Annotated in this window: 6 protein-coding genes; 2 read left to right on the forward strand and 4 right to left on the reverse strand. The window is 43.7% G+C overall.

The genetic code is table 11. The annotated features are described in order from the left end of the window. Window positions 1-75 precede the first annotated feature (75 nt). Complete coding sequence (locus IQ234_RS10455) at window positions 76-1716, reverse strand: glutamine hydrolyzing CTP synthase (protein WP_193957046.1); 1641 nt, start codon at window positions 1714-1716, stop codon at window positions 76-78. Between the two features lie 583 nt (window positions 1717-2299). Between IQ234_RS10455 and IQ234_RS10460 the strand changes: the two genes are divergently transcribed. Together IQ234_RS10460 and IQ234_RS10465 are read left to right on the forward strand one after the other, a co-directional pair. Then, window positions 2300-2653: a hypothetical protein gene (locus IQ234_RS10460; RefSeq protein ID WP_193957047.1), complete on the forward strand. Its 354-nt coding sequence runs from the start codon at window positions 2300-2302 to the stop codon at window positions 2651-2653. Window positions 2654-3009: 356 nt separating this feature from the next. Continuing rightward, window positions 3010-4383, forward strand: coding sequence for a serine/threonine-protein kinase (locus IQ234_RS10465; RefSeq protein WP_193957048.1), 1374 nt, complete (start codon window positions 3010-3012; stop codon window positions 4381-4383). On the opposite strand, the gene IQ234_RS10470 is transcribed toward IQ234_RS10465, so the two are convergent. The 3 genes from IQ234_RS10470 to IQ234_RS10480 form a co-directional block, all read right to left on the reverse strand. Then, complete coding sequence (locus IQ234_RS10470) at window positions 4375-5814, reverse strand: aminotransferase class I/II-fold pyridoxal phosphate-dependent enzyme (RefSeq protein ID WP_193957049.1); 1440 nt, start codon at window positions 5812-5814, stop codon at window positions 4375-4377. The genes IQ234_RS10465 and IQ234_RS10470 overlap by 9 nt on opposite strands. Before the next feature lie 147 nt (window positions 5815-5961). Then, window positions 5962-6393 (reverse strand): DUF29 domain-containing protein, encoded by a 432-nt coding sequence (locus IQ234_RS10475; RefSeq protein WP_193957050.1) that lies wholly within the window; start codon window positions 6391-6393, stop codon window positions 5962-5964. Between the two features lie 54 nt (window positions 6394-6447). Then, on the reverse strand, window positions 6448-7260 hold the full coding sequence (locus tag IQ234_RS10480) for a HEAT repeat domain-containing protein (RefSeq protein ID WP_193957051.1): 813 nt from the start codon (window positions 7258-7260) through the stop codon (window positions 6448-6450). Window positions 7261-7297 lie beyond the last annotated feature (37 nt).

Raw genomic sequence — 7297 nt, forward strand, 5'->3', positions numbered from 1 at the left:
CTGGGGTTAATATGACAAATTTTCGGGGGTTTCCCCCCAAAAAAACAGATTTTGAGCCAATAGAACCAGCAAACCCTAACTAATAGCTGAATGCTGACTAATAAGGGAGAACTTTTGCTCTGCACTCTTGAGGGCCGCTTTCATGAAACCAGAAAAGAGAGGATGAGCTTTATTGGGACGAGAGCGAAATTCGGGGTGAAATTGGGTAGCAATAAAGAAAGGATGTTTTGGTAGTTCGATAATTTCCACCAAACGACCATCGGGAGAAGTGCCACTCACCAGATAACCAGTCTCAAAAAAGAGACTACGATAGGCATTATTGAACTCGTAACGGTGACGATGGCGCTCATAGATAACCTCTTGACCGTAGAGAGAGAAAGCCAGACTATCGGGATTTAAACGACAGGGATAGAGACCTAAGCGCATTGTTCCCCCTAAATCCACCACATCTGCCTGTTCTGGCAGTAAATTAATCACCGGATTGGGTGTATCCTCTTCAAATTCGGAACTATTGGCCCTTTCCAATCGGGCCACATTGCGACCCCATTCGATAATCGAACACTGCATCCCTAAACAGAGACCCAAGAAAGGAATATTATTGACCCTAGCATACTCGATCGCCTTAATTTTGCCATCCACACCCCTAATACCAAAACCACCGGGTACAACAATACCATCAACACGGCTTAAATGAGCTTCGGCCGAATCGTTATCCACATCTTCAGCACTTACCCAACGCAATTCTATCTCGCTATCAAGGGCAATAGCAGCGTGTTTGAGGGCCTCCACCACCGAGAGATAAGCATCCCCCAACTGCACATATTTCCCGACGATAGCTATCTCTAATTTTTGACTGGGGGATTGCATCTGTCGGATGAGATTTTCCCACTCCTCCAGATTGGGGTATCGGGGACTGAGGTTTAATAATTCTAGGGTTTGTTGCGCTAATCCCTCTTTTTCCAGATTAAGAGGCACTTCGTAGATACTGCTGGCATCCTGAGCAGTAATCACCGATTCCACTGGCACATCACAGAAAGCTGAGAGTTTTTCTTTTAATCCCGGTTGTAGGGGTAGATGACAACGACAGACTAACACATCCGGTTGAATACCGATCGATCTTAATTCCTTAACCGAGTGTTGCGTCGGTTTAGTTTTCATCTCCTTCGCGGCCGGAATCCAAGGAATTAGGGTAACGTGCATATAAACCACGTTATTTCGACCCACATCCTTCCTAAATTGCCTAATTGCTTCTAAAAAAGGCAAAGATTCGATGTCTCCCACCGTACCACCAATTTCTGTGATGACAATATCGGGGTTAGTATCTTTGGCCACCCGGAGAATCCTTTCCTTGATTTCGTTGGTAATATGGGGAATTACCTGCACAGTTCCCCCCATATAAGCACCACGGCGCTCTTTATTCAATACCGCTTGATAAATCGAGCCGGTAGTCACGCTATTGAGACGGGAGAGTTCCGTATCGGTAAAACGTTCATAGTGGCCAAGGTCGAGGTCGGTTTCAGCCCCATCATCGGTGACAAATACCTCTCCGTGTTGAAAAGGACTCATCGTACCTGGATCCACGTTGATATAGGGGTCTAATTTCAGAATTGAGACGGAATAATCCCGACTTTTTAACAATCTTCCCAAACTAGCAGCGACAATTCCTTTCCCAATACTGGAGACGACTCCCCCAGTAACAAAGACAAATTTACTCATAAAATTCTTCCTGCGATCGATTATACCTAGCAAGGGGTGAGAGTTTTCGGGATGCGGCGGTGTCATCGGAAATTTTGGGTCTGAAACCCCGCCGTTCTAGGTTGGCTTTACGTTAGAATTAAAAGGCCAGTCTCAAAAACCAAGTGGACGGCGCAGCACCTTGAAAACTCGGCTTAGGGGGTTCCGACCAGAAAAGCTTGGCCGGGTAAAAAGTCTAAGCAACAAGTACAAGAAGCTATAGGCGGTCAACGTACCGTGGGACACACGGAATCGGGCTTCTGAAATGGGGCGAAAGTCTGTGGACTCTGTGTAAGACAGTACATGGTTTTTTAACTGTGGTATGCGACGGTGGTGGAAGCAGAAACTTAAATCGTGAGGTTTAGGAATCGCCGCACTTTTAGGGCGGCGAGGATGTCAATTTCCCAGATTTCATTATAGCTGGATGACCTATACCCCGATCCTCGTTTTAACTCCCTCTCGAAAATCTATTGCACCACAGCCTTTAGTCACCTTCATCCCAATCATGTAAATTTTCCGCTACAATCGACAGTGCTAAGACTCAGGGATTTATAAACTACTATTCATGATAGATTTTAATACTCTCGCTGAATTTTCCCGCCACTATTGCGTCTCGATTTGTGCCTTTTTAGTACCCGCTAACTTAGTAACCACCGTTTTAACCGTTCTTTTTCTCTATTTTGGTCGTCCTACTCGTCAAATCTTACCCATTGCTTCCCTAGCTTTGTTGTTCGCTGTCACTATGTTTCTCCACGTCGCCACCTGGTTAATGATTGGTGTGGTTATGGCCCCCACTTTTATCCTTTTTGGACTAGGTTTAACCTGTTTTGTGATCAATTTTCAAGCCATTAGCGATCGCCAAAGCCTGGAACAGTTATTACACACCGGGGTTAATCGTCTGGCCCGCTCTTTCAACTAAAGAAAAGCGCCAAGACTTCCCACCCCACCATTAAGATAACCGCTAGATATGGCTGAATTTTTTTCGGCCTTTTTTTCGGCCAAAGACTTGACGAACTCTAAAATTTTTGCTAACCTTGTAGTATGATGGAAATCCGTGTCGGCCTACGAACCCTCTTTTTAACTCTTTCTTAAGAATAAAAATTTTAACCCGAATTGCCGGTAGACGAACTCTAAAATTTTTGCTAACCTTGTAGTATGATGGAAATCCGTGTCGGCCTACGAACCCTCTTTTTAACTCTTTCTTAAGAATAAAAATTTTAACCCGAATTGCCGGTAGTAGCTAAACTAAGAGCAGTACCACGGGAAACGGTGACTATGGAAGTTATTTGTACGCGTCCCCATTGTCCGAGACCGCGTAATCAGTGCCTAGACCTAGACGATAGCAATCGCTTAACCTCGATCGAGCAGAAATATTGTATTACTTGCGGGATGCCATTAATTTTGGGGGGACGTTATTTACCGGAACGTCTATTGGGACAAGGGGGATTTGGGGCAGCATTTTTAGCAGTAGATCGTTATAGTCCCAAAAAAGCTAAATGTGTACTCAAACAATTTCAACCTTCCGGTAATTTAAGTCCCCAAGCTTTAGAAAAAGCGAAAAACTTATTTTTTCAAGAAGCGCACGTTTTAGAAGATTTAGGACGAGAACATCCTCAAATCCCCGATCTCTATGCTTTTTTTCCTTTAAAAGTCAAGAATCAATTAACGGGAGAAGAAGAGCAATTTTTCTATCTGGCCCAAGAATATATCGACGGTAAAAACTTAGAAGAAATCCTCCAACAACAACAAAAACCCTTTCAAGAAAGTGAAGTTAAAAACATTCTCAAAGAACTACTTCTTATCCTCAAATTTATCCATGAAAATGGATCCATTCACCGGGATATAAAACCATCTAACATCATGCTATCCAAAAATGGCCGCCTCTATTTACTCGATTTCGGGGCAGTAAAACAGGCTACCAATAATCCCAATAATACACAAGAGAAATCCACAACAATTTACTCAGCTGGATTTGCTCCTCCCGAACAACAATTAGGCAATCAGGTATCGGCATCCACAGATTTATATGCCCTAGCAGCTACCTGTGTTATACTCTTAACTAATCGCGATCCTGATGATCTATACGATCCGCAAAAACAGGTCTGGAATTGGCAAAATTATGCCCCTAATATCAGTGCAGATTTAGCCCAAGTATTCAATAAAATGTTACTAGCAAATCCCCGGGATAGATTTCAATCCTGTGGAGAAGTTTTAACCGCTTTAAATCCTCCTCCCCCATCTCCTCCTCCTTCCCCCTCTCCTCCACCTTCTCCAATTCCCCCATCTTCTCCAGTGAAGAGAAAAACTTCCCGCTTTTCTCTTGGGGAAACTTTCGCTAATGCTGCCTTTACAGGATTTGAGGGGACATTATTAGTAATTGCCTTAAATAGTTTAGTTCCCTCGGCAGGAATTGTCATCGCCTTTATGATCTTAGGTGGTTTAGTTTTGGCATTATTTAAAAAAGTGATTGAAGGGAAAGATTTACCGATTCTAGCAGCAATTACCCTCGCCTTCCTGTTAATTCCGCAACTGCAAGGAACTCTAAGTTTTCCTGAAATTGCTATCATTGCCGTGATGGCAGCCATTGGAGCTATTGCTATTACCGCCTTTTTCCGGTTAATATATCAGATAATTTTGCGATTATTTTAAAACCCTGAAAGTTGCCAAATTATCATCACCACCGCCGGTAATCGTGCCACCGAGGTCTAAAATAGTTTGCAGATAGTCGAGGATTTCCTGAGAAATTAACTCTCCCGGCATCAAAACGGGAATACCGGGGGGATAGGGACAGATAACGTCAGCACTAAGACGATCGAGGGCATTTTTCCGGGATACTATCTCTGTAGGGGCAAAAAAAGCCTTTCTAGGAGAAATAGCCGAATTTCCCGCGACTGGAGGAGGAGTGGGGGGTAAACTGGTAGGGGAAGGAGATTGAAGGGATTGAAAAGCAGTAATGAGGCGATTAATGTGTTCGCGATGATTGCCGATAGAGATAATAAAAGTAAGTTGGCTTAAAGTCGGTAATTCTGCCGTGACAGCGTATTTTTCTCGCAAAATATCGTCTATTTCGTAACCAGTTAAGCCAAAATCTTTGACAATTACCGTTAAACGAGTGCGATCGAACCAGTGACAACCCGGGATAGAATGGGGAAAGTCTAAAACAGAGATATTAGGAATTTTATCGAGTTCTTTTCGGGCAGTAGCGGCTAAATCGAGGGTTTTGCTCAGTAAATCTAGTCCTTGTGTCGCCATTTGCTTTCTAGCACTATCAAGGGAGGCGAGAAGCAGATAACTAGGGCTAGTGGTTTGAACTAATTGTAAGGCTCGATCGACTTTTTCGGAACTAATGCGATCGCTTTTTAAGTGTAACATCGATGCTTGAGTTAAGGCCCCTAAAACCTTATGGGTGGACTGAATAGCCATATCAGCACCGAGAGAGAGGGCAGCCGGAGGTAAATCGGGATGAAAGGCAAAATGCGCCCCGTGAGCCTCATCGACGAGCAGCGGAATAGAATAATGATTGGTAATCTGGGCGATAGTTTTTAAGTCACAGCAAACCCCTTGATAGGTGGGAGAGACTACCATCACCGCTTTAGCGTCGGGATGAAGTTTCAGGGCATTTTCGAGGGATTGGGGGGTTATATTTAAATTTAGATCGATAGTGGGATTATATTCGGGATTGATAAAGATAGGTTGCGCCCCGGAGAGAATTAAGCCCGAAATTGCCGATTTATGAATATTTCTCGCTAAAATAATTTTATCTCCCTCGCCGCAAGTGGCTAAAATCGCCGCAATAATGCCACAACTGGAGCCATTGACTAAAAACCAGCTTTTATCTGCTCCAAATGTCTCGGCTGCTAAAATTTGCGCTTCTTTAATCACTCCCGTCGGGGCAAACAAATTATCCAGGTCGGGTAATTCGGGTAAATCGGCTTTAAAGACGCTTTTTCCCAGTAAATTACTTAAATCTTCCCCGATTCCTTCCCCCTGCTTATGCCCTGGCGCATAAAATGGTACATCTAAACTATTGACTTTTTTTTGCAGTTGTGATACTAACGGAGCGGATTCTGACGAAGGCATTTTTGGAAGGAATTATGAATTAGGAATTATGAATTATGAATGATGAATTATGAATTAGGAAGTGGGAAGAATAAATAAAATAATCTCCTGTCTCCTGTCTCCTGACTCCTGACTCGTAATCCCACCAACAAACTTTTAAAGATAATTTTATTGCCAAACTTTTTTCTGTAAAATCTGACTAATTTCTTGGGGAAAAGGACAATCATCGGGAAAGTTAAAGGATTGATAATCGGGGTTATCTCGCAAGCTTTTTAAAGCCGTGGCATAGCAATCTAAAAATACTTGCTCCCAGTAGGGTTTTAAACTAGGAGAATCGCTCAAAAGTTCTTCTAGTTCTCGTTGACTGCGCCTAATAGTTTCTTGCCAACCTCGATAATCCTCAACGTAATCAGTATAGCAAAGTTTGAGGCAGTGTTCTAAGATGGTCGTTAACCGGTTGCGGAGTTCACGTTTTTGACTTCTGCCCAAACTTTCTATCTCCTCGATCAAGTTTTCCCAGTCAACTTTATCAAAGTTTTTTTGTTTTAACAGATTGATTGTTTCGTTCAGCCACCCAACATAATCAGTTTGAATTAGCATAATAACTCTGGATTCTATCGGTTTTAATTTAGATAAAAAATAACCAATTATTAACTACAATAAACTATCCATTAAAGTGAGAATTTCCGAGATATTTTCGCCCCTAGAATTAGTTTTTAGATGGTTTTCTAAAAGTTCCTTGAGAGCAACCAGTTTCAGACTATTTTCCGCCAAAGTATTAGCGATCGCAGGGGCAGCTGGCAGATAACCCGTAGCGCCTAAATCCATTAAAGCAGAACGACGCAGCTGTAATTCTTCCCCTTGCAAGGCCTTAATCAGAATATCGCCATAGTGGGGGTTAGCCGTGAGTTGATAGAGGGCGCGGGCAGCCGCATAACGGACTTTTTCGACGAAATGGGTTAAAAACGGTTCGATCAGGGGAATCGCTGCCGTCGCTTGCAGGGTTCCCAATGCCTCGATAATCGCCTCGTAGGGTTGGACTAAATGGGGTTTTCCCGCCACTAAAACGGCCACTTCGATGCCACCCTCTAATAGTTTCTCTAAAGGTGCGATCGCTCTTTGATCCTGAAGCATTGCCAATGCTTGGGCAGCCGATTCGCGCACATAATAATCTTCGCAGTCGAGACAGGCAATCAAGGCGGGAACACAACTGAGATCATCCAATTTCCCTAAAGCGCTGGCGGCATTGCGTCGCAGGGGATAACCGCCATCGGGAGTGCGATCGCTTTTGTCCTCCAAAGCGGCAATTAAGGCCGAAATCGCCTCCGGTTGACGAACACGAAATCTACCCAACCACCAAGCAGCATAATAACGCGCGCCTAGGTCTTCTCTTTGCTGGATATTAGCGATCGCTTGTTCAACAGTATAGGCAGGATTATCGACGGCAGCAGAGTAAGAATCGCTCATAGACAAGTGAAAATGGGTGTGGGGTGTGGGGTGTGGG

Origin of the sequence: Microcystis aeruginosa LEGE 91341 (assembly GCF_015206885.1) — a bacterium.
Lineage (GTDB): Bacteria > Cyanobacteriota > Cyanobacteriia > Cyanobacteriales > Microcystaceae > Microcystis > Microcystis aeruginosa_H.

Bases quoted from the DNA above. Each gene is read 5' to 3' on its own strand.
- IQ234_RS10460 (WP_193957047.1), top strand. From the start codon at position 2,300: ATGATAGATTTTAATACTCTCGCTGAATTTTCCCGCCACTATTGCGTC.
- IQ234_RS10455 (WP_193957046.1), bottom strand. From the start codon at position 1,716: ATGAGTAAATTTGTCTTTGTTACTGGGGGAGTCGTCTCCAGTATTGGG.
- IQ234_RS10475 (WP_193957050.1), bottom strand. From the start codon at position 6,393: ATGCTAATTCAAACTGATTATGTTGGGTGGCTGAACGAAACAATCAAT.
- IQ234_RS10480 (WP_193957051.1), bottom strand. From the start codon at position 7,260: ATGAGCGATTCTTACTCTGCTGCCGTCGATAATCCTGCCTATACTGTT.
- IQ234_RS10470 (WP_193957049.1), bottom strand. From the start codon at position 5,814: ATGCCTTCGTCAGAATCCGCTCCGTTAGTATCACAACTGCAAAAAAAA.
- IQ234_RS10465 (WP_193957048.1), top strand. From the start codon at position 3,010: ATGGAAGTTATTTGTACGCGTCCCCATTGTCCGAGACCGCGTAATCAG.